Origin of the sequence: Rhizobium sp. BK008 (genome assembly GCF_014197345.1) — a bacterium.
Classification (GTDB): domain Bacteria; phylum Pseudomonadota; class Alphaproteobacteria; order Rhizobiales; family Rhizobiaceae; genus Rhizobium; species Rhizobium anhuiense.
In genome coordinates this window covers 383,708-403,254 of record NZ_JACIFK010000003.1, presented here as the reverse complement: position 1 = coordinate 403,254, position 19,547 = coordinate 383,708, and the positions used below count along the sequence as shown (strand labels likewise).

Genomic DNA, 19,547 nt, shown 5'->3' with positions numbered 1-19,547 from the left:
TCGGACAGGTAACAGCCATGAAGATAGCAATCGACCCCTTTATGCATCGCCACCTCTCACTCGAAGAATTGCCCTCGAAAGTGGCCGAACTCGGATACGAGTGGATAGAACTCAGCCCGCGGGCCGATTTTCTCGAGTGGTTCAAGGCGCCGCGGGTGTTTCCGGCCCGCGCCAAAGCATTCAAGAAAGCACTTTCCGACGCCAAGGTCGGCATTGCCTCGATCTTGCCGATGTACCGGTGGGCCTCGAACGATGAAAATGAGCGGCAAGCTGCCGTCAAGCACTGGAAGCGCGCCATTGAGATCAGTGTCGAACTCGGCGTCGACACGATGAATTCGGAATTCGGCCGCGGGCCCCACCCGGACAAGGGTTCGTGCTACTGCTGCCATACCGGTTCCATGATCGAGGCCTGCGAAGACGCCTGGTGGCGTTCGATGGAAGAGTTGGTGCCGATCTTTGAAAAGGAAGGCATAAATCTGCACGTCGAACCGCACCCCGAGGATTGGTGCGAAACCCTGCAGCCAGCACTCGATATCATCAGGACGGTCAACTCGAAGAACGTCAAGTTTGTCTATTGCGCGCCGCATACCTTCTATTTCGGTGACGACACCAAGGCGATGCTCCGGGAAGCAAAGGACGTGCTCGCCCATGTCCATGTCGGCGACACCTTCAATCACAAGGCCTCCTCCGGGCTCCGCTACATCCTCAACCCTCCGGGCACGCAGGCCAGGGTGCACCAGCACCTGAACATCGGCCAGGGCGAGGTTCCCTGGGAGGATTTCTTCAGCACGCTGGCCGAGATCGGGTTCGACGGCATCATGACCGCATGTGTTTTCGCCTGGGAGGATAAGGCCGACCACTCCGGCAAGTTCATGCGCGCCGAAATGCAGCGCTTTGTCGACAAGTACTGGACCGCGAAATAACGCGCGATGCCCCTCCAGCGCTTGCGATGCAGCCAAGCGATTGGCGCGAGCGACCGCGACCGGGGTTCTGCCCAGAACGCTCAAACATCACAGACATTCATTCCTGGAAGGACAGAAGATGATCAACGGAGAAAGAACCATCGAGCGCCCGCTGCGCTGGGGCATGGTCGGCGGCGGCCGCACCGGGCAGGTGGGCTACAAGCACAGAACCGGCGCCCAGCGCGATGGCACATACCGGCTCGTCTGCGGCGCCTTCGATCTCGACGCCGAGCGCGGGCGCGACTTCGGCACGAAGCTCGGCGTCGCCGCCGACCGGTGCTACGATGACTATAAGGAGTTGCTCGCCAAGGAGGCCGGACGCGAGGACGGTGTCGAGGTTGTCTCGATCGCCACCCCGAACTTCACCCATTACGAGATCACCAAGGCATGCCTCGAAGCCGGCCTTCATGTGATCTGCGAAAAGCCGCTGTTCTTCACCGTCGCCGAATGTGACGAGGTCGCGAGACTCGCCGAACAGAAGGGCCTGATCGTCGGCGTCACCTACGGCTTCACCGGCCATCCGCTGGTTCATCAGATGGCGGCGATGGTCAAGAAGGGCATGCTCGGCGATATAAGAATTGTCGACATGCAATATACCCACGGCTTCAACGCCGGCGACGATATCGGCGCCGGCGAAGCCGTGAAGTGGCGCACCAATCCCAAGACCGCCGGTCCGACCTTCGTTCTCGGCGATATCGGCACGCACCTCTACTATCTCTCCGAAGTGGTGCTGCCGCATATGAAGATCGAAAAGCTGCTCTGCGACCGCAAGGCCTTCATTCCGACCCGTGCGCCGCTCGAAGACCACGCGACCGTTCTCATGCATTACGACAACGGCGCCCGGGGCCGTCTTTGGGTGTCCTCGGTGAATGCCGGCAATATGGGTTCGCAGCGCTACCGTTTCGTCGGTTCCAAGGCCTCGATCGAATGGTCCGATTCCCATCCCGACCAGCTGATTTACGAAGTGCAGGGCGAACCGAACCGCACCCTGCACCACGGCATGCCCTACCTCGAAGAGGAAAGCCTCGCCTGCGATCGCATGGGCGCGCTGCATACCGAGGGCCTCGGTGACAGCTGGGCGAACATCTACCTCTGGATCGCCCAGGCGATCGACGCAAAACGCCGCGGCGACGAGGCCTTCCTCAAGAACCATCATTATCCCGGCATCGAAGCCGGCACCGAAGGTGTGCGCTGGCTGGAAAACTGCGTCCGCTCGGCAGACGCAGGTTCGGCTTGGGTCGAGTTCAATTGATCAACCAGGGGACGTGCCGGATCTCCTCCATCCTCCTCCCAGGCGCGTCCCCAACCCCGCTTTTAGAAAGACAATGACATGAAACTATCGATCTGCACCGACGTGATGGGCGACCTTTCCTTCACCGACATGCTCGACAAATGCGTCAAACTGGGTGTCGAAGGCATCGAGATGACCGGCGGCGGCTGGTCTCGTGCGCCGCATTTCCGCGCCGACGAACTGCTTGCCGACAAGGGTCTCTTGAAGACGAAGCTCAAGGAAATTGAAGCGCGGGGCCTGGAAATCGCTGCCCTCAATTGCTCGGCCAACCCGCTCGATCCGGGTGACATGGGCAAGCGCCACCGCAAGGAGATGGAGCAGACGATCCGTCTCGCCGGTGAAATCGGCGTGAAGACCATCGTCACCATGTCCGGACTGCCGGAAGCAGCACCCGGCGACATGGTTCCGAATTGGCTGGTCTACACGAAAAGCTGGCCGGAGGAGATGCCCGAGCGCGATCGCTACCAGTGGGAGGACCGCGCATTCCCACTCTGGCATGATCTCGTGAAGCTTGCCAAGGAAGTGGGCGTCGAGAAGTATGCGCTGGAAAACTTCTCGGCCATGCTCGTCTGGAACCCCGAGACTCTGTTCCGTCTGCGCAACGAGGTCGGCCCGACCGTCGGCATGAACCTCGACCCCAGTCACCTGTTCTGGAAGGGCGCCGACCCGATCGCCTCCGCCCGGGCGCTTGGAAACGCAATCCACCATTGCCATGGCAAGGACACGCGCATCGAACGCGGGCTTGCCGATGTCAACGGTCTCCTTGAACTCAAGGACGTCACGGACGTCGCCAACCGCACCTGGAACTACGTTGCCGTAGGTGCCGGACATGATCTGCAGTGGTGGAAGGAATTCTTCTCCGTCGTCCGCATGGTCGGTTACAACGGTTGGGTCAGCCTGGAAATGGAAGACTTCACCATGTCGACCGAGGCCGGCATCCAGTCCTCCATCGATGCGCTGCAGGCAACGATCAGCCGCTGATGGGCAGGCGCGGGCGACATTCGCCCGCGCCCCCCTGCATTCGTCGTTTCCTGCGAAGAGGCCGGCGATGTCCAAACCGATCACCATGACAGATTTCAATAGGACTGCGAGGAAACCGACATGACCAAGACATTGGACGTGATCACGATCGGGCGAGCCGGCGTCGACCTCTATGGCGCACAGGTCGGAGGACGGCTGGAGGATATGGGATCCTTCGAAAAATATATCGGCGGCAGTCCGACCAACATCGCCTGCGGCACGGCGCGACTGGGCCTCAACTCGGCGCTGATCTCCCGGGTGGGCGATGAGCATATGGGCCGGTTCATCCGCGAGGAGCTTGCCCGGCATGGTGTCGACGGTAGGGGTGTGGTGACCGATCCCGAGCGCCTGACGGCACTCGTCATCCTCGGCATCCGCGACGAGGAACGGTTCCCGCTGATATTCTACCGGGAAAACTGCGCCGACATGGCACTTTGCGAGGAGGATATCGACGAGGCCTTCGTTGCCAGCGCCCGCTCTGTGTTGGTGACGGGAACACATCTGTCGCATCCGCGCACGGAAGCCGCCGTGCTGAAGGCGCTCGCCTTTGCTCGCAAGCATGGCGCCCGGACGGCTCTCGACATCGACTATCGTCCGAACCTTTGGGGTGTGGCCGGTCATGGCGAGGGGGAAAGCCGCTATGTGGCAAGTGGGCAGGTGACCGAAAAACTGCAGGCGACGCTTCATCTGTTCGATTTGATCGTCGGAACCGAGGAAGAATTCCACATCGCCGGCGGGACGACCGATACCGTGGCGGCGCTCAGGGCGGTACGCGCCGTCACCGCGGCGACGCTCGTCTGCAAACGCGGCGCCAAGGGGGCGGTCGCATTCGAAGACGCGATACCGGATAATCTCGACGACGGCATTTCGGGCGAGGGTTTCCCGGTCGAAGTCTTCAACGTTCTCGGCGCCGGAGACGGCTTTTTCGCCGGGCTGCTGAAAGGCTGGCTCGATGGCGAGGATTGGCCGACCGCGCTCCGATACGCCAATGCCTGCGGCGCTTTTGCCGTCTCCCGTCACGGCTGCACGCCGGCCTATCCGTCACTTGAGGAGCTGAATTTCTTCCTTAAGCGCGGCATGATGCGCCCCGACCTGCGCAATGATGCCGCGCTGGAGCAGATGCACTGGTCGACCAACCGGCATGGCGACTGGTCCGAGATGCGCGTCTTCGCCTTCGATCACCGGATGCAGCTCGAAAGCATGACGGGTTACACGCCGTCGAAGGGCGGCGCCTTCAAGGAGCTTTGCCTTCAGGCAGCCCTGGAAGTGCAGAAGGGGCGAACCGGCTACGGGATCCTCTGCGACGACCGGATTGGCCGGCGCGCGCTCCATACCGCCTCCGGCACCGGCCTGTGGATCGGCAGACCCTGCGAATGGCCGGGGTCGCGGCCTCTGACCTTGGAGCCGTCCCTCGGTCCCGATTGCGGCGGGCTGTCGGAATGGGCGCGCGAGAACGTCGTCAAGGTGCTCTGCTTCTGCCACCCTGATGACGACGATTCGACCTGGGACCGGCAACTGGCGGAAGTGCGTCGGCTTTACGTGGCGTCGCGCCGCAACAGGTTGGAATTCCTGCTCGAGGTCATCCCGTCCAAGGTCGCAAGCGTCACCACGGATACGACCGCGACACTGATCCGCCGCTTCTATGCCGAAGGCATTTATCCCGATTGGTGGAAGCTCGAGCCGCTGGACGAACCCGAAGCATGGGCGCGGGTCTGCGCCGCCATCGAGGAAAACGATCGTCATACCAGAGGGATCGTCGTCCTCGGCCTGGATGCGCCGGAGGACCTCTTGAAGGCGAGCTTCGAAGTTGCCGCGCGCTTCCCGCTCGTCAAGGGATTTGCCGTCGGCCGGACGATCTTCGGCTCGGTCGCCCGCGGCTGGTTCGAAGGCACGATCGGTGACGAAGAGGCCGTCGAGGAGATGGCGATACGATACTCCAGGCTCTGCGCGGTCTGGGACGGCGCACGGGCGCGCGTACGGGAGGCAGCAGAATGAGAACGATACGACTGACCGCGGCGCAGGCTATGGTGAAATGGCTTTCGGTGCAGATGACGGAGGATGGCGAGCGCTTCATCGAAGGCGTCTGGGCGATCTTCGGTCACGGCAACGTCGCCGGTATCGGAGAGGCCCTGCATGGGATCGGCGATGCCCTTCCCACTTGGCGCGGCCAGAACGAACAGACCATGGCGCATGCGGCGATCGCTTATTCGAAGACGCTGAAGCGCCGGCGCGCCCAGGCGGTGACGTCCTCGATCGGCCCGGGCGCCACCAATCTGATTACGGCCTGCGCGCTTGCCCATGTCAACAGACTGCCCGTGCTGTTCATACCCGGCGACATCTTTGCCAACCGCCGCCCCGAGCCGGTGCTGCAGCAGATCGAGGACATCAACGACGGAACCGTCAGCGCCAATGATTGCTTCCGGCCGGTCTCGGCCTATTTCGACCGGGTCGCCCGTCCCGAGCATCTCCTGACCTGCCTGCCGCGCGCCCTGGCGGTCATGACCGATCCGGGCAGTTGCGGCCCGGTCACGCTGGCATTCTGCCAGGATGTGCAGGCAGAACTCTACGACTACCCGGAAGCCTTTTTCGAACCGAAAGCTTGGCGCATCCGCCGTCCCGAACCGGACCCGCGGGAGGTCGAAGATCTTGCCGACGCCATCCGGGCCGCGCGCAGGCCGGTCATCATATCAGGCGGCGGCGTCATCTATTCTGAGGCCGAGGCCGAGCTCGCCGCATTCGCGGAGAAGCACCATATCCCCTTTGTCGAAACGCAAGCCGGGAAGGGCGCCAACAGCTGGGAGCACCCGCTGAATTTCGGGTCGCCTGGCGTGACCGGATCGGCGTCGGCCAACGCCCTTTGCGCCGAGGCGGATCTCGTGATCGGCATCGGCACGCGTTTCCAGGATTTCACCACCGGCAGCTGGGCGCTTTTCCGCAATCCCACGCGGCGGCTCGCCTCGATCAACCTTGCCGGATACGATGCCACCAAGCATTCGGCATTGCCCTGCGTCGGCGATGCCAGGATCACGCTCACGCGCCTTTCCGCAGCACTCAAGGCCTATCGCGGGCCTGAGGTCGATGCCGGGATCAGGACCGATTGGCATAGAACGGTCGAGCGCGTGACGGCGGCACCGGAAACGGACGGGCCGGGAAACCTGCCCACCGACGCACAGGTCATCGGCGCCGTGCAGCGGGCGGCGACGGAAACCTCCGTGGTCATGTGCGCGGCCGGCACCATGCCGGGCGCACTGCAGGTGCTGTGGCAGTCCGCCAAGGGCGGATACCACATGGAATATGGCTTCTCCTGCATGGGTTACGAAGTGGCAGGCGCCATGGGCATCAAGCTCGCGCGCCCCGACAAGGACGTCATCTGCTTCGTCGGCGATGGTTCCTACATGATGGCCAATTCGGAACTCGCCACCGCCGTCATGCGGCGGGTGCCGTTCACCGTCGTGTTGACCGACAATTGCGGCTACGGCTGCATCAACCGTCTCCAGATCGAGTGCGGCGGCGCCGAGTTCAACAACATGTACAAGGACTGCAATGTCGATGTGCAGCCCGAGATCGACTTTGTCGCGCACGCCGCCTCGATGGGCGCCCATGCCGAAAAGATAGGGTCGATCGCCGAACTCGAGGCACGCATCGCCGCCGCGCGGGGACGGAACATTCCGAGCGTTCTGGTGATCGACACCGATGCGGTTCCTGGAACCGACGCAGGCGGCCATTGGTGGGATGTCGCCGTTCCGCAGGTCGGCGGCCCGGAGCGGCTCGAGCGAGCCCGCGCGCGTTACACCGAGAATGCCGCCAATCAACGCGTGTTCGATTGATGCAGGTCAACCCGCCGGCCAGTCCTCGCCGGTCTCAGAGCAGAGGTTCTTTCGCGAAGCCAGGAAGTCGATGAAGGTGCGGACCTTGGCGGACAGATATTTCCTGCTGGGATAGACGGCGTGCAGGGTCGTGCTGAACATCACCTCTTCGGGGAGCACCACTTCCAGCCGGCCCTCGGCGATATCGGTCTGCGTCATCCACGCCGGCAGGAAGACCAGACCCATGCCCTCCAATGCGGCCAGGTGCAGCATGATCTCGTTTTCGCTCAGCATGACGGGGCGGAACTTCATCGTCGTCTGGCCCTTCGGTCCGTCGAGGGTCATGCTGCCGCTGGGATTCATGCCTTTGTAGAGCAAGATCGAATGCCCGTTGAGATCGCCGACTTTCGATGGCCGGCCGGTGCGCGTGAGATAGGCAGGGGACGCGACAAGATGAAAGGGGACGTCCATCACCGGCCGCGCGATGAGGCCGGGATCGAGCCGGTCGGGCGACGTGGCGCGGAGTGCCAGGTCAAAGCCCTCGTCGACGAGATTGACCAGCCGGCCGCTGAAATCCATGTCGAAGCACACGTCGGGATAGCGCTGATGATATTCCGCGATCACGCGGGCAATCGGCGTGTTCGCAAACCACATCGGGACACTTAGCCTCAAGGTCCCGCGCGGCGTCACCGTGACATTGCTGACGGCGTCTTCCACCTCGTCCAGGCCGTCGAGCAACAGCCTGGCCTGGTTGAAATAGAGCGTGCCGGTCTCGGTCATGCTGACAGAGCGGCTGGTACGGTTGAGCAACCGGCTTCCCAGCCGTTTCTCCAAGTGCATCACATGTTTGCTTGCCATCGCCGGCGAGAGACCGAGACGATCGGCGGCGGCCGTGAAGTTCTTCAATTCCGCCACAGTGCAGAAGACGCGCAGGCTCGTTAACGTATCCATCGATCATCAACATAGAGGAAACGTTCGCTCAATGAAAGCGTGATTGATCAATTGCTACGAAACGACGAATTTGGTCGAAAACCAGATTTCCTGGTCCCATGCCAGCATCGCTTCGAAAGAATGCAATCCGTGACCAGTCTTCGTCTTCCCACCTATTTCGTCAGTCATGGCGGCGGCCCCTGGCCCTATATGAGCGGCGAGTTCCGTCGCAATTTCGACAAGCTCGAGCAGTCGCTGATCGAGATGCGGGCCGAACTCGGCGATGCGCCCAAGGCGATCCTCATGGTCTCGGCGCATTGGGAGGAGCAGGGCTTTGCCGTCTCCTCCGGCGAAAGACCGGGGATGCTGTACGACTTTTACGGCTTCCCGGAATATCTCTACCACGTCAAGTACGGTGCTCCGGGCTCTCCCGAACTCGCGCGGCATGTCCGGGAATTGCTGAAGACCGGCGGCATCGACGCCTGGCTCGATCCCGCCCGCGGCTTCGATCACGGCACCTACGGCATCATGCAGCCGCTCTACCCCGAAGAAGACATGCCCGTGGTCCAGCTCTCCATCCATGCCAGCTACGATCCCGCCGTCCACCTTAAGGTCGGGCGGGCGCTGGCGCCGTTGCGCGACGAGGGCGTGCTGATCATCGGCGGCGGTCTCAGCTATCACAATCTGAGGGCTTTCCAGGATGGCAGCGGACGCGAGCCATCCCGGCAATTCGATGCCTGGCTCCAGCAGACGCTGCTGCGTTCGCCGCCCGAAGAACGTGCCGAGCGGTTGTTGAACTGGGAGCGGGCGCCGCTCGCCCGCGCCGCGCATCCAAGAGAAGATCATCTCATCCCGCTGATGGTCGCGGTCGGCGCCGCAGGGAGCGAACCGGGCGCCGTCACCTATCACCAGACCGATTTTGCCGGCGGGCTCACCGCATCCAGCTTCCGTTTCGGCGCAACACCACGGCCCATCCTTTCCAAGGGAGACCTGCAATGACCGACAATACCCTGAAACCGATCCTCTACTTCAAGCAGAACTGCCCGTTCTGCTTCAAGGTCCGGCTGTTCCTGCTCGAAGCAGGCTTGAACGAAGACGTCGAGATCCGCGAATTTGTCTCCGGATCGCAGCAGGAGAACGACATTCGAGCCGAGCTCAGCCCGCACTTGGACAAGGTGAGTTTCCCCGCCGCCCGGTTCGAGCCAGGCCGTTACATTGCCGAGTCGGATGACATCGTCGCCCTCCTGGCGGCGAAGGCCGGCCGCGAACCGGCTTCCATGCCGGCATTCACCAACTATGTCGAAGGCCCTCTGAAGCTCGTGATGAACCTCTGGAAAGAGAACATAGAGCTCAAGGCGGCCGCCGCTTGAACATCAAAACCATCATCCAGGAGAAATAACGATGCCAGACACGATCAAGTGGACGCCTTATATCCTCGCCATTTTGCGGATCGTCACCGCGCTGCTGTTCCTTGAACATGCCACGATGAAATTCTTTCAATTCCCGGCCGCCATCCCGGGCATACCGTCGCCTTTGCCGACGATGATCCTCGTCGCCGGTGCAATCGAGGTCATCACTGGCCTGCTGATGACGGTCGGCTACTACACCCGCGTCGCCGCCTTCATCGCTTCGGGCGAAATGGCCGCCGCTTACTGGATGGCGCATGCGCCGCAAAGCTTCTGGCCGGCGCTCAACATGGGCGAGTCCGCCATCTTGTTCTGCTTCGTTTTCCTTTATCTCGCCTTTGCCGGCCCCGGCCGCCTGGCAATCGACAATGCAGCGAAGCAGACGTCGCTCGCGAGAGCCTAAGCCCTCGACCTCCGCACTCCCGCTGTGCAGCGGGAGTGCCTTCAGATGACTGCGCGCAAAGATCCATCTGGACACTATTATGGACACATGTTCTATAAAGTGGACAGAGTTGAGGGGAGCGGGCGATGCATCTTTCCATGTGGACTTATCCCTGGGACATCCAGGATCAGGGGCTTGGTGCGTTTGCCGCCGAGCTTGACGGCCGCGCGGGCCTGAACACGGTCAGCCTGGCGACCTCCTATCATGCCGGCCGTTTCCTTCAGCCGCGCAGCCCGCAGCAGAAGGCCTATTTTCCCGAGGACGGAACGGTCTATTTCCGGCCGGATGAAAATCTCTGGCAGGACAAGCTGATCCGGCCGCTGATGGCCGGGAATGTCACTGAGCGCGGCGACATGCTGGATGCGCTCGTCAGGGCGCGCGATGCGACGGGCCTCAAGGTCTCCTGCTGGACGGTCTGCCTGCACAATAGCCGCCTCGGCATGCTGCATCCCGATCATGTGACGCGAAACGCCTTCGGCAATGCCAACTACTACAATCTCTGCCCCTCCAGCCCGGCGGCGCGGGACTATGCCGTCACCCTCGTGCGCGACATCACGACGAACTACCGGCCCGACATGGTGGAACTCGAGAGCCCGAACTTCATGGGCTTCGCGCATGAATACCACCACGAAAAAGACGGCGTCGGCCTGAACGCCGAAGACGACTTCCTGCTATCGCTCTGCTTCTGCGACCATTGCACGGCGCGCGCCGAAAAGGCCGGCGTGCCGGTCGAAGGCGCGCGCCGCTCGGTCGCGCGCTTCATCGCCGAGCTCTGCGAAAGGGCTGTCCCGGAACCGCAGTTCCCGGACTTCCCGGCAGCCGGCATCGATGCCTTCCGCGACCATCCCGACCTGCATGCCTATCTCACCTGGCGCAGCGAGCCGGTGACCAGCCTGATCGGCGAAATCAAGGCGGCCGCCGACCCGGCGACACGCGTCGTGCTGATCGACCTGAAGGACGGCTGGCTCGGCGGCGTCGATCTCGCAGCCGCCGGCAAGCTCTGCGACGGGGCGATCCTATGCTGCTACGACATGGCGCCTGATGCCATCGGCGATGTCATCCGGACCGGCCGGGCGGCAATCGGGCCGGACAAATTTCTCGGGGTGGGCCTGCGCGTCTTCTATCCCGAGGTGAGCGCGGCTGCGGTGCTGGCAGCGCGCGCCAGGGCCGCCGTCGATGCCGGCGCTGACGGCGTGAACTTCTACAATTACGGCCTGATCCCGGCCAAACGTCTCGACTGGGTCAAGGCGGCAGTCGATGCCATCACTTGAGCAGATCGGCGCTCTTCAGGATGTGATGGGTTCGGCGACCTGGATCAGGCAGTCGCCGGCCTGGCTGTCGCAATGCAGCCTGTGGGAAATGACGATGCCGCTCTCGGCAAAACGCAACTCTTCCTCCGGCTGCTCCAGCCCTTCGAGATCATGATACCATCCGGCCAGATCGCCGGCGGCAACGGTGGCGCCGAGGGCAACAGCCGGCTCGAACCAGCCTCGGCGGTGCGCATAGATGCCTTGGCTGTGCCGCGATAGCGACAGCAACTGTAACGGCCCGGGCTCGGCGAGCGGTACGCGCGACAGGACCGGACGCTTCACGATGCCAAGTGTGACGAGCAGCCGATCGATCGCCACCGCCGTGAAAGCCATTGTCTCAGGCGTCACGGTGCCGCCGCCGCCGAACTCGCCGGAAAGACCGACGGTTCCGGCCCTTGCCGCAGCGCCCATCGATGTCGGCGCCGTCGGCCCGTTATCGGCGATGAAGGCATGCGACGCACCCATTGCACGCATCAGCGAAACGGACCGCTCGAAGCGGGCGGCATCGGCCTGCCGCTCGATCAGCGTGCAGGGAAGGTGCGCCATGGAGGTGCCGCCCGAATGCAGGTCGAGCACGGCGTCATGACGCGGAAAGAGTTCATGTTCGAGGAAATGCGCCATCCGCGCCGTCGGCGAACCGGTTGGATCACCGGGAAAGGCCCGATTGAGGTTGCCGCCGTCGAAGGGCGAACAGCGCTTGGCCGCCATCACCGCCGGCAGGTTCGCCATCGGCAGGATGGTGACGGCGCCGCGGATTTCGGCGGCATCCAACAGCCGCATCAGCCGTCCGAGCTGCAGTTCACCCTCATACTCGTCGCCATGATTGCCCGCCATCAGCAGCAAGGACGGCCCCTCGCCATTTTTGAGGCGAAGGACCGGAATGCGGATCTGATAATAGGGCGAACGGTCGACCGAATAGGGAATGGCGAGGTGACCGGCCTGCCGGCCCTCGCACGAAAAGTCGATCGGATTGACGAGGCCGCTATGCATGATCTCTCCAGTGCGGACGGTTGCGATGCCGTTACAGCGCGGCGATCGCGGTCATTTCAACACGCAGATCGGGATCGGCGAGACGAGCTTCGGTGCAGGCGCGGGCCGGCGGATTTTCGATGTCGATCCAGCTATCATAGACGCTGTTCATCGCCTCGAAATCGACGATCGCCGGCAGGAAGACGTTGACGGCGATGAGGCGCGAACGGTCGATCCCAGCCTCCTTCAACAGGGCGTCGATCTTGCCGAGCACATCGCGGGTCTGGTCCTCAATGCCCGCCTTGCGATTTTCCGCGACCTGGCCGGCAATATAGACGAGACCGCCGTAGCTGACGGCTTGGCTCATACGCGAACCTTTCTGATAACGCTGGATCATAAGCGGGTTTTCCTTTTCTTGCTTTTTGGAGGGAGAGTTCAGCCGAAGCTGGTCAGATAGGCCGCCGTCACCGAATGGTCCGGATCGAGCCCGTAAAGGATGGCATGCCGGTCAAGGCAGGTGCAGGGATGCGAGATGCCGTACTCGATGACGTCGCCGACCGAAACGTCGCTGCCATCGGCAAGTGCCACGAAGGCGTGCTGATCGTTAAGGCGAAACACTTCGGCGCCTTCGAGATCGGCAAGATGCGCACCATTGCGGTAGAGCGCCAGCGGCCGCGGCAGGCCCTGGTCCATCGCCACGTCGCGCATGCCCATGCCGCAGATTGCAAGCCGCGGCTCCGGCCGCGACAGCACCTCGGCCCAAACCCGCAGCGCCGGACGGAAACCCGCAGCCGCGGAAATCATCTCGCCGCCGATGCGCAAGCCGCCGCGTGCATCGAGGCCGGCAAGGCCGCGCTCGTAGATGCCGTGATCGTGGAAGAAGATCGCGCCGCTGCGCAGCACCAGCCGACAGGCCGGATCGGCCGCAACGGCGGCTGAAAGCCTGGCAACCACAAGGTCGAAAAACACCGAGCCGCCTGCCGTGACGAGGAGCGGCCGCTCGTCGCCGATGCAGGCGCGCAGCTTCGGCAGGAAATCGGATGTCACCGCCATCAGCGAGTCGATGCGACGCATCGTCTCTTGCGCATCGGCGGTCGCCGCCGCGCCCTCATAGGCGGCGATGCCGGTCAGCCGGAAGGTCGGAGTCTCCACGGCAAGGATCGCCTCGAGAATTGCCTCGGCGGCGTCGGCGCTTCGGGCACCGGCGCGGCCGGCGCCGAACTCCACCAGCAGGCCGAGAGGCGGCAGATCGGCACGTTCCCGCCATGCGGCGCAAAGAGCCTCGACGAGCGCCGTCGAATCCACGAAAATATGCAGTTCCGCATCGGGATATTGGCCGAGCAGGGCCGCCAGCCGTCGGGCGGCGGCAGCTCCACCGATCTCGTTGGCGAGGATCAGCCGACGCTGTCCGGCCTTGAGCAACACGGCCGCCTGACGGATATCGGCGACCGTCGTGCCCCAGGCGCCTGCGGCCAGAAGCGCCGCCGACAGCGCCGTCGACATCGGGGTCTTGGCGTGCGGGGCGATTTCGGCGCCATGGCTCTTCACATAGATCATCATCAGTTCGGCATTGTCGGAGAAAGCCTGCTGGTCGAGCGAGATCAGCGGCAGGGCCATCCTGCCGTCATAGGGCTTCCATCCCTGCCTGCCGATGGCATCCAGCGGGAGCGGCGGATTGCCTGGCGGAAAGCCGCGCACCCGCTCGTCGATCAGCAGGTTTTCGGTCGTAGTATGAAGGTCAGACATGGCAGTCCCTGATCTCGGCCGGATCGGCGATGCCGAGGCGATAGGTGTCATTGGCGGTGGCAAAGAACAAAGCGCGCTGCTCGTCGTAAGAGAGCTGCGCGGCGACCGTGCGGAAAACCTGATAGACCTCGTCGAAAGAGGCGTGCAGGCCCGCGACCGGAAAGTCGCTTGCGAACATGGCGCGTGTCGGGCCGAAACAATCGAGGCAATGCTCGATCACCGGCCGCAGGCTTTCGAGCGTCCATTGGTTGTCGTAGGCGACGAGGTCGGAGATCTTCAGGTGCACGTTCGGCTCGCTGCCGAGCGCCCGCAGGCCACCGCGCCAGAGCGTCATGCCATCCGCCGTCCGGTCGGTGGGGCTACCGCCGTGATTGAGCACGAAAAGCGTTTGCGGAAAGGCGCGCACCAGGTCTAGCGCCTCGCTCATCTGCCAAGGATAGAGCATCAGGTCGAAGACCAGCCCGAGCCGCGTGGCGTGCGCCAGGCCCGCCCGCCAGGCGGGATCGCTCATGCGGTTGGCGCGCGACGCAAAACTCTTCGCCACATCGGGATGCCAGCTCAAAATATCGCGGATGCCGACGACGTTGGGATTTGCCGCTTCCGCCTCGAGCAGGCGCATGGCGTCCGGCCCGTCGAGGGGAACGCGCGCGATATAACGGTGCGCCACGCCGGAACTGCGGTCGAGGCCATCCAGCCAGCGGCTCTCTTCCAGCGGATACGCAACGGACCAGCCGGCCTCGACATGCACCGTGGCAACCACATTCTGGCGGGCAGCATCGGCGCGATAATCGTCGATGCCGTAGTTGCGCAGGATCGGCGCCAGGCTTCCGAAAACCATCTCTTCGCCTGATGCCCGCGCCTTCTGAAGCCAGGGATGACGTTCCATCCTAAGGTCCCAGAGGTGATGGTGCGCGTCGATCACCGGCCCGTGATAGAGTTCCGTCATCGGCGCGCCTCCCGGCCGGAAACCAGCAGAAGGGCGAGGATCAACGTGCCGAACATGATCGACCGCCAGCCGGGCGAGGCATTGACGACCGTGATCAGCGCCGTCGTCGTCACAAGCAGGATCGCCCCCGGAACGGTCCCGGCATAGGTGCCGCGGCCGCCGAGGATGGAGGTGCCGCCGAGCACGACGGCGGCGATCGAGGTCAAGAGATAGGGGTCGCCGATGCCGACATAGCCCTGCCGGTTCATGCCGAGGACGAGAATGCCGGCAAGACCGGCGAAAAAGCCCGACAGGGTATGGCCGACCAGCGTGTTGCGCGTGACGCTGACGCCGGAAAGCCGGGCCGCCAGCGGGTTCGCCCCAAGCGCCAGGAAACGGGCGCCGATCGGCATGCGGTGGACGAGCAGCAGGTCGACGATCGAAACGACGAGCCACAGGATGATGCCCGAGGGGATGCCGAGCGGCCGCGCCTGCCCGAGCAGGATGACCGCCGGATTGCTGACAGTGACGGCGCTGCCGCCGGCGATGATGACGAGCAGGCCCTGCAGGAAGGTCGCCATGGCAAGCGTCATGATGATCGGCGGCACGCGAAGATAGGCAGCACCGGCGCCGTTCATCAGGCCGATGCCGGTGGCGATGGCAAGGGCCGCCACGATGCCGGCAAGGCCGGTCGGGTCCCAGGCCGGCGAAATCAGCGGCAGCAGGATCGCCGTGACGGTGATGACCGCTCCGACGGAGAGATCGATGCCGCCCATCAGGATGACGAGCGTCTGCCCGGCGGCGGCAATGCCGATCACCGCGGCGAGTTCGAGCAGGTAGCGCAGGTGGCCATAGGCGCCGAAACCACGCAGCGAGAGGCTTGCGACGATCCAGACGAGTGCGACCAGAAGCAGGGTCAGGAGCGGCGGATTGCGGAACGCGGATCGGATCATGTTCATCGCCTTGCCCTCCATACCCCAAGAAGTTCCGGAACAGCGACCGCCCCAACGATGATCAGCCCTTGCGCGACATATTGCGCGACCGGCGGGAAACCCAGGAAGAACATGACGTTGATCATGACCGAGAGCAGCAGGCTGCCGCAGATCGCGCCGCGCATCGTGCCCTTGCCGCCGAGGAAACCGACGCCGCCGAGCACGGCGGCGGCGATCGAGTTCAGCGTGAAGGGCGTGCCGATCACCGGATCACCCGAGCCGGTCTGCGCGGCGACGAACAAACCGGTCAGCGTTGCAAGCAGACCGGACAGCGCGAAGGCTGCGACCTTCACCCGCTCGACCGGGACGCCGGAGCGGAATGCGCCGACCGGATTGTCGCCGGCCGCGTAGATGCCGAGGCCGAGCGGGGTTGCGAGAAAGACCTTCCAGAGCACGAGGATCACGATGAGCAGCAGGAAAGCGACGGGCGTGTGGCCGGCCAGCGTGGTCGACAGCCAGTCGGGAATGAACCCGCCCGGCCGCGGCAGCAGGATGAGTGCCACACCGCCGATGATGAAGGAGCCGGCAAGCGTGACGATGATCGCCGGCAGCCTCAGATACGTGACGATGGCGCCGATGACGGCGCCGATCGAAAGACCGGCGAGCGAGACCGCGAGAATGCCGCCCGGCACGCCGAGCGCTCCTTCCATCGTCGTCGCGGCGATCACCGCTCCAAGGCTGACGAGCGGGCCGATCGCCAGCGTGATGCCGCCGTTCAGCATGAGCAGCGCCTGCGCCATGGTGACGAGCGCCAGCGGGAACCAGTTCTGCGTGAACTTGGAGAAGCCGCCGATGGAAAGGATGCCGGGAAAGAGCAGTGCATAAAGGATGAGAAAGGCGGCGACGACCAGATAGAGACCGGCGAGGCCGCGGTTGCGGCGGAGCTGGATCGAACCGTAGAGCCGGGAGGACGAAATTGTGCTCATGCCGCCTCTCCCTGCGTGGTGGCGGTAATCCCCATGGCCGCGCCGACGATCGCCCCTTCGCTGATGTCATCCTGCGACAGCACCGCCGCGACGCGACCCTCGCGCAGAACCACGACACGGTCGCAGAGATGCACGAGTTCCGGCGTATCGGAACTGGCCAGGATGACGAGCCGCCCCTCGGCGGCGAAAGCACGGAGCATGAGGTAGATTTCCCGCTTGGTCTCGATGTCGACACCGCGCGTCGGATCGTTGAGCAGCAGAACGGAAGGATCGAGCGGCAGCCATTTGGCGAGCGCTACCTTCTGCTGGTTGCCGCCGGAAAGCGCCTGCACCGGGCGGGCCGTGTCGCCCTTGATCGTCAGCCGGCGCGCGAGATCGGCGACCAGGGCGTCTTCCGCCGGCCGGTCGCGTAAGCCGTTGCGGGCGAGCCGTCCGAGCGAGGGCAGAATGAGATTGGCTGCGATCGCGTGGGGCAGCACCAGCCCCTCATGTTTGCGGTCGGCCGGGACATAGACGATGCCCGCCGCATTCGCCTCGCCGACATCGGCGGGCAGGGCGGGTTTGCCGGATACTTCCGCGCGAGCGGCTGAGGCTGGAATCGCGCCGTAAAGGCCGAGCAGCAGGTCTTCCTGCCCTTGTCCGACGAGCCCGCCAATGCCGACGATCTCGCCGGCGCGGGCGGAGAAGCCGACGTCACGCACCATGCCGGCGGAGAAACCTTCGACGCTGATGCGTGTTTCGCCGGACTTGGTGGCGGCGCGCGGCGGGAACAGGTCGCCGGTCTCGCGGCCGACCATGAGGCGCACCAGGCCCTCGCCGTCGATGCCGGAGAGCGACTGGTCGGCGGTGACCAGGCCGTCCTTCAGCACCGTGACATGCGAGCAGAGCGCCTGCACCTCATTGAGGCGGTGGGAAATATAAAGAAGTGCCGTGCCGCGGTCCTTGAGCGTCTCGATCAGACGGGCAAGGATGCCGGCTTCGTGGGCGGAGAGCGACGAAGTCGGCTCGTCCAGGATCAGCACGCGCGGCTTGCGGAACAGCGCCTTGGCGATCTCGACCATCTGACGGCGGCCGAGCGCGAGATCGGCGACCGGCATGTCGAGCGCTTCGGTAAGCCCGACCATGTCGCAGACATCCGACACGCCGCGATGAAGCGCTTTGTAATCGATCAGACCGAAGCGGCGCGGAAATGCACCGAGCCCGATGTTTTCGGCAATCGACAGACTGGCCGTCAGGCTCAGCTCCTGCTGAACGACGGCGATACCTGCCGCGCGCGCCGCCGCCGGGCTGAAGCGCCCGACGGGCTTGCCATCGACGAGGATGGAACCGCTGTCCGGCTGGAGAGCACCGGACAGGAGGTTGATCAATGTGGATTTGCCGGCGCCGTTTTCGCCGAGCAGGGCGTGAACCCTGCCCGGCAGAAGGGCGATATCGACGCCCTTCAAAACGGGATTGCCGAAAAATCCCCTGAACACCTGCCGGGCTTCCAGCAGGGGTCGTTCTTCCGTCATGACGGCTTTCCTCAACCCGAGTTACTTGGTCGGATTATTTGGGCGGATTACTTGGCGAGCAGCTTGTCGAAGAGCGCCTGGTCGTAATCGGAGTAGATATAGCCGTCAGCCGGGAACTTGTCGGCCCGGGCGAGGTAGCTGCCGATCGTGCTGTCGTCGATGACGGGCAGCGGCACCTTGACGAAGGCCGGGACATCCTTGCCTTGCAGCGCCTGCACGGCGGTATAGACGGAAAGCGCGCCGAGCCAGTTGGGCTGCATCGTCGCCCAGCCCTTCAGGCCCTTCTCCTTCCAGAGTTCCAGGAACTGCCGGGCGTTTTCACCGGTCGTCGGCACCTGCTCGCGGCCCTGACGCTCGAAGGCAAGGACCGAGCCGGCCGACAGCGCGCCACCGAGCGACAGCACGCCGTCGATTTCGGGATTGGCAAAGAGCAGGCTGGTCATCGCTTCCTGCGCCGGCGCGACATTGTATTCCGTATTCGTCTCGGTGATCACCTGGAGACCCGGATTGGCATCGAGGACCGGCTGGGCGCCTTTGCGGCGGTCGTCGCTCACCGAAATGCCGGCCGGGCCGTTCATGATGATGATCTTGCCCTTGCCGCCGAGCTGGCTGACCATCCACTTGGCAGCGGTCGCGCCCCATTCGTTGGAATCGGTGTTGATCTTGGCGGTCACCTTGTCGGTATTGACAAGGCTGTCGAAATTCACGACGGCGATGCCCTTGTCGCAGGCATCCGATATGACGCGGTCGAGCGCATTGGAGGAACCGGCGATCACGACGATGGCGTCGACATTGGCGTCGATCATCGACTGAATATGCTGGATCTGCGTCTGGGCGTTGCCCTGCGCGTCCGTGATCATCAGGTCCTTCACCAGGCCCGCCTTCTTCAGCTCCTCCACTTCAGCCGTGATGGTGCCTTCGGTCTGCTTCATCCAGGTCGGCACCGAATAGATGTTCGCCCAGCCGATCGTATAGGGCGCCTTCCTGTCACCTTTGATGCAATTGGCGGCGGCCGAGGCCGTGCCTGTGGAAAAGACGAGGAGGGCCGCCGCGGCGGCAGCGCCCGCAAGAAGGCGGCGCAGCGAAGCAGAAATGCTGTTTTCAAAATTCTTCATGTCGATCCCCTTTTTTGTGAGCGGCAGCGTTGACGGCTTGCCATCTTTGTCCAATATATTGTACATGTGATCTATATACCGGACGAGGTGATCTTATGCTGATTTTTCTACCCCGCAAGAGGGGTGGAAAAATTTCATCCGCGATGAATGACCGGATCGATTGACAGATGCGGCAGAGGGCTTGAAAAGCTTGGCC

18 protein-coding genes are annotated in these 19,547 nt (G+C 63.6%); 9 read left to right on the top strand and 9 right to left on the bottom strand.

The window, feature by feature from the left end; genetic code table 11:
• Nucleotides 1–17: 17 nt before the first annotated feature.
• The 5 genes from FHT69_RS16580 (at nt 18) to iolD (ending at nt 7,100) form a co-directional block, all read left to right on the top strand.
• The gene (locus FHT69_RS16580) at nt 18–923 is read left to right on the top strand and encodes a sugar phosphate isomerase/epimerase family protein (RefSeq protein WP_183905644.1); all 906 of its coding nucleotides are present in this window, start codon (nt 18–20) and stop codon (nt 921–923) included.
• 118 nt (nt 924–1,041) lie between these two features.
• Complete coding sequence (locus FHT69_RS16575) at nt 1,042–2,214, top strand: Gfo/Idh/MocA family protein (protein ID WP_183905643.1); 1,173 nt, start codon at nt 1,042–1,044, stop codon at nt 2,212–2,214.
• 78 nt (nt 2,215–2,292) lie between these two features.
• The gene (locus FHT69_RS16570; protein WP_028755781.1) at nt 2,293–3,234 is read left to right on the top strand and encodes a sugar phosphate isomerase/epimerase family protein; all 942 of its coding nucleotides are present in this window, start codon (nt 2,293–2,295) and stop codon (nt 3,232–3,234) included.
• 120 nt (nt 3,235–3,354) lie between these two features.
• On the top strand, nt 3,355–5,268 hold the full coding sequence (iolC, locus tag FHT69_RS16565) for a bifunctional 5-dehydro-2-deoxygluconokinase/5-dehydro-2-deoxyphosphogluconate aldolase (RefSeq protein ID WP_183905642.1): 1,914 nt from the start codon (nt 3,355–3,357) through the stop codon (nt 5,266–5,268).
• A complete protein-coding gene (gene iolD, locus FHT69_RS16560; RefSeq protein ID WP_183905641.1) occupies nt 5,265–7,100 on the top strand; it encodes a 3D-(3,5/4)-trihydroxycyclohexane-1,2-dione acylhydrolase (decyclizing) in 1,836 nt (611 codons plus the stop codon). The genes iolC and iolD overlap by 4 nt, the downstream gene beginning before the upstream one ends.
• Before the next feature lie 6 nt (nt 7,101–7,106).
• Here iolD and FHT69_RS16555 read toward each other — a convergent pair whose 3' ends face one another.
• Entirely contained in the window at nt 7,107–8,030 is a 924-nt protein-coding gene (locus tag FHT69_RS16555; RefSeq protein ID WP_063475816.1) for a LysR family transcriptional regulator, read from the bottom strand.
• Between the two features lie 129 nt (nt 8,031–8,159).
• On the opposite strand from FHT69_RS16555, the gene FHT69_RS16550 reads away from it, so the two are divergent.
• From FHT69_RS16550 to FHT69_RS16535, 4 genes are all read left to right on the top strand, one after another.
• On the top strand, nt 8,160–9,008 hold the full coding sequence (locus tag FHT69_RS16550; RefSeq protein ID WP_183905640.1) for a DODA-type extradiol aromatic ring-opening family dioxygenase: 849 nt from the start codon (nt 8,160–8,162) through the stop codon (nt 9,006–9,008).
• Nucleotides 9,005–9,379 carry a glutathione S-transferase N-terminal domain-containing protein gene (locus tag FHT69_RS16545; RefSeq protein ID WP_183905639.1) on the top strand — a complete coding sequence of 125 codons (375 nt, stop codon included), beginning with the start codon at nt 9,005–9,007 and terminating at the stop codon, nt 9,377–9,379. The genes FHT69_RS16550 and FHT69_RS16545 overlap by 4 nt, the downstream gene beginning before the upstream one ends.
• 31 nt (nt 9,380–9,410) lie before the next feature.
• Nucleotides 9,411–9,818, top strand: coding sequence for a DoxX family protein (locus FHT69_RS16540; RefSeq protein WP_183905638.1), 408 nt, complete (start codon nt 9,411–9,413; stop codon nt 9,816–9,818).
• A gap of 125 nt (nt 9,819–9,943) precedes the next feature.
• On the top strand, nt 9,944–11,128 hold the full coding sequence (locus FHT69_RS16535; RefSeq protein ID WP_183905637.1) for a hypothetical protein: 1,185 nt from the start codon (nt 9,944–9,946) through the stop codon (nt 11,126–11,128).
• A 15-nt stretch (nt 11,129–11,143) separates the two neighbouring features.
• Here the strand turns inward: FHT69_RS16535 and FHT69_RS16530 are convergent, their stop codons facing one another.
• From FHT69_RS16530 to FHT69_RS16495, 8 genes are read right to left on the bottom strand one after another with little or no spacing between them, the layout of a single operon-like run.
• Complete coding sequence (locus FHT69_RS16530; protein WP_183905636.1) at nt 11,144–12,157, bottom strand: succinylglutamate desuccinylase/aspartoacylase family protein; 1,014 nt, start codon at nt 12,155–12,157, stop codon at nt 11,144–11,146.
• 31 nt (nt 12,158–12,188) lie between these two features.
• The gene (locus tag FHT69_RS16525; RefSeq protein WP_028755790.1) at nt 12,189–12,533 is read right to left on the bottom strand and encodes a RidA family protein; all 345 of its coding nucleotides are present in this window, start codon (nt 12,531–12,533) and stop codon (nt 12,189–12,191) included.
• A 38-nt stretch (nt 12,534–12,571) separates the two neighbouring features.
• Entirely contained in the window at nt 12,572–13,882 is a 1,311-nt protein-coding gene (locus FHT69_RS16520) for an alanine racemase (protein ID WP_183905635.1), read from the bottom strand.
• The gene (locus tag FHT69_RS16515; RefSeq protein WP_183905634.1) at nt 13,875–14,828 is read right to left on the bottom strand and encodes an amidohydrolase family protein; all 954 of its coding nucleotides are present in this window, start codon (nt 14,826–14,828) and stop codon (nt 13,875–13,877) included. The genes FHT69_RS16520 and FHT69_RS16515 overlap by 8 nt, the downstream gene beginning before the upstream one ends.
• Nucleotides 14,825–15,766 carry an ABC transporter permease gene (locus tag FHT69_RS16510; RefSeq protein WP_183905633.1) on the bottom strand — a complete coding sequence of 314 codons (942 nt, stop codon included), beginning with the start codon at nt 15,764–15,766 and terminating at the stop codon, nt 14,825–14,827. The genes FHT69_RS16515 and FHT69_RS16510 overlap by 4 nt, the downstream gene beginning before the upstream one ends.
• Nucleotides 15,763–16,725 (bottom strand): ABC transporter permease, encoded by a 963-nt coding sequence (locus FHT69_RS16505; protein ID WP_028755794.1) that lies wholly within the window; start codon nt 16,723–16,725, stop codon nt 15,763–15,765. Before FHT69_RS16505 ends, FHT69_RS16510 begins: the two co-directional genes overlap by 4 nt.
• A complete protein-coding gene (locus FHT69_RS16500; protein WP_183905632.1) occupies nt 16,722–18,236 on the bottom strand; it encodes a sugar ABC transporter ATP-binding protein in 1,515 nt (504 codons plus the stop codon). Before FHT69_RS16500 ends, FHT69_RS16505 begins: the two co-directional genes overlap by 4 nt.
• A 47-nt stretch (nt 18,237–18,283) precedes the next feature.
• A complete protein-coding gene (locus tag FHT69_RS16495) occupies nt 18,284–19,351 on the bottom strand; it encodes an ABC transporter substrate-binding protein (RefSeq protein ID WP_028755796.1) in 1,068 nt (355 codons plus the stop codon).
• Nucleotides 19,352–19,547 lie beyond the last annotated feature (196 nt).

What these genes read in the sequence shown, in the direction of transcription:
- iolD (WP_183905641.1), top strand. Translation starts at nt 5,265, where the DNA reads ATGAGAACGATACGACTGACCGCGGCGCAGGCTATGGTGAAATGGCTT.
- FHT69_RS16575 (WP_183905643.1), top strand. Translation starts at nt 1,042, where the DNA reads ATGATCAACGGAGAAAGAACCATCGAGCGCCCGCTGCGCTGGGGCATG.
- FHT69_RS16530 (WP_183905636.1), bottom strand. Translation starts at nt 12,157, where the DNA reads ATGCATAGCGGCCTCGTCAATCCGATCGACTTTTCGTGCGAGGGCCGG.
- FHT69_RS16520 (WP_183905635.1), bottom strand. Translation starts at nt 13,882, where the DNA reads ATGTCTGACCTTCATACTACGACCGAAAACCTGCTGATCGACGAGCGG.
- FHT69_RS16525 (WP_028755790.1), bottom strand. Translation starts at nt 12,533, where the DNA reads ATGATCCAGCGTTATCAGAAAGGTTCGCGTATGAGCCAAGCCGTCAGC.
- FHT69_RS16555 (WP_063475816.1), bottom strand. Translation starts at nt 8,030, where the DNA reads ATGGATACGTTAACGAGCCTGCGCGTCTTCTGCACTGTGGCGGAATTG.
- FHT69_RS16510 (WP_183905633.1), bottom strand. Translation starts at nt 15,766, where the DNA reads ATGAACATGATCCGATCCGCGTTCCGCAATCCGCCGCTCCTGACCCTG.
- FHT69_RS16495 (WP_028755796.1), bottom strand. Translation starts at nt 19,351, where the DNA reads ATGAAGAATTTTGAAAACAGCATTTCTGCTTCGCTGCGCCGCCTTCTT.
- FHT69_RS16500 (WP_183905632.1), bottom strand. Translation starts at nt 18,236, where the DNA reads ATGACGGAAGAACGACCCCTGCTGGAAGCCCGGCAGGTGTTCAGGGGA.
- FHT69_RS16580 (WP_183905644.1), top strand. Translation starts at nt 18, where the DNA reads ATGAAGATAGCAATCGACCCCTTTATGCATCGCCACCTCTCACTCGAA.
- FHT69_RS16505 (WP_028755794.1), bottom strand. Translation starts at nt 16,725, where the DNA reads ATGAGCACAATTTCGTCCTCCCGGCTCTACGGTTCGATCCAGCTCCGC.
- FHT69_RS16540 (WP_183905638.1), top strand. Translation starts at nt 9,411, where the DNA reads ATGCCAGACACGATCAAGTGGACGCCTTATATCCTCGCCATTTTGCGG.
- FHT69_RS16570 (WP_028755781.1), top strand. Translation starts at nt 2,293, where the DNA reads ATGAAACTATCGATCTGCACCGACGTGATGGGCGACCTTTCCTTCACC.
- FHT69_RS16545 (WP_183905639.1), top strand. Translation starts at nt 9,005, where the DNA reads ATGACCGACAATACCCTGAAACCGATCCTCTACTTCAAGCAGAACTGC.
- iolC (WP_183905642.1), top strand. Translation starts at nt 3,355, where the DNA reads ATGACCAAGACATTGGACGTGATCACGATCGGGCGAGCCGGCGTCGAC.
- FHT69_RS16535 (WP_183905637.1), top strand. Translation starts at nt 9,944, where the DNA reads ATGCATCTTTCCATGTGGACTTATCCCTGGGACATCCAGGATCAGGGG.
- FHT69_RS16515 (WP_183905634.1), bottom strand. Translation starts at nt 14,828, where the DNA reads ATGACGGAACTCTATCACGGGCCGGTGATCGACGCGCACCATCACCTC.